Annotated in this window: 1 protein-coding gene; it reads right to left on the reverse strand. The window is 43.0% G+C overall.

Translation table 11 applies throughout. From position 1 onward, the window contains the following. Positions 1-1,091, reverse strand: a 1,091-nt coding sequence (locus ACFILD_RS00955; protein ID WP_375664642.1) for a hypothetical protein, incomplete at both ends; no start/stop codon positions are given.

Consider the following 1,091-nt stretch of genomic DNA (forward strand, 5'->3'; position numbering starts at 1 on the left):
AAACATCTTCGTAATAAAGTTAAAACTTCCATCCGGTGCCCCCATCTCTTGTGAAACAACCGTTGCCTCCATCGGGGCTCCTGTAAACATAACAAGCCGATTGTTTTCATCAAAAGCACCAAGCATTGGAGCGCCACTTTGCCAACGGGGGCTGTCTAAAGAAGCCGGCAATGCCTCAAGATTGATCGAAATCTCATCTAACTGTTCTAAAGTATAACCTGTTGTAAACACTGGAAAGAACGTGAAAAGCTCTCCCTGTAGTGTCGACCATTTCTGCAAGCCCCAATCATAAACAAAGGTCGTTTGCTCGTTATTGTAACTTTTTAAGGACCAGTAAACGCGATTATGGACAGGGTCTATCACCGCTTGCATCTCATCAAGAGCAAGCTTATCAAAGGTCGAAAACACCGTTCGGTCGACCTTTTCAAAGCCTATCGATAAAAGTTGACCATCCAAACTCATTTGATAAAAGCCGCCATCACCAGCAAAAAAGGCATCACTACCACGACAGGCTATAGATGCTGCACTTCTTGCTCCACGCTTGTCTTGTAGCTTTTGAAAAATGAACGGAACCTTAGACCCTAACGTAAAAGAACCGGCATAAACAGCAGAACGTAGAAAAACGATTGGATTGCTCGATTCTGTTGCACCCTGCACATGTTCACCATCATTAAAGTTATGATAATAACAATCTTTAACACCAACCGTCCAATGGGTCGCATCATTGAGACCTGACCAATGGATACGATTAGGATTATCTGTCAATTGCATCAAACAAACAAAATCGCCCCAAACTTTCACCAAACCTGCTTTGGGGGGATTGCCTCCTAAATCTTCAAATCGTTGGGAATTGCGAACCTTGAAAACTTGCGGTTTATCATTTTTATTCACCGCAATGACAGCATCACCGAACAACGCAAACGACCATTTGTTCTCATCATTTGCCTGATACGTCACACCATTTTGACTGATGTCCTGCCAACCACGCGTTTGGCTATCATAAGCATAAAGCTTTTTAGCTCCTCCTACGATTATCTTAACACCATTACCGCTTCTAAAGGCGATTGAACCCAAAGGTTTTTCTTCCAAAG

This window comes from Bartonella sp. CL162QHHD (assembly GCF_042195435.1).
In the GTDB taxonomy this organism is placed as follows: domain Bacteria; phylum Pseudomonadota; class Alphaproteobacteria; order Rhizobiales; family Rhizobiaceae; genus Bartonella.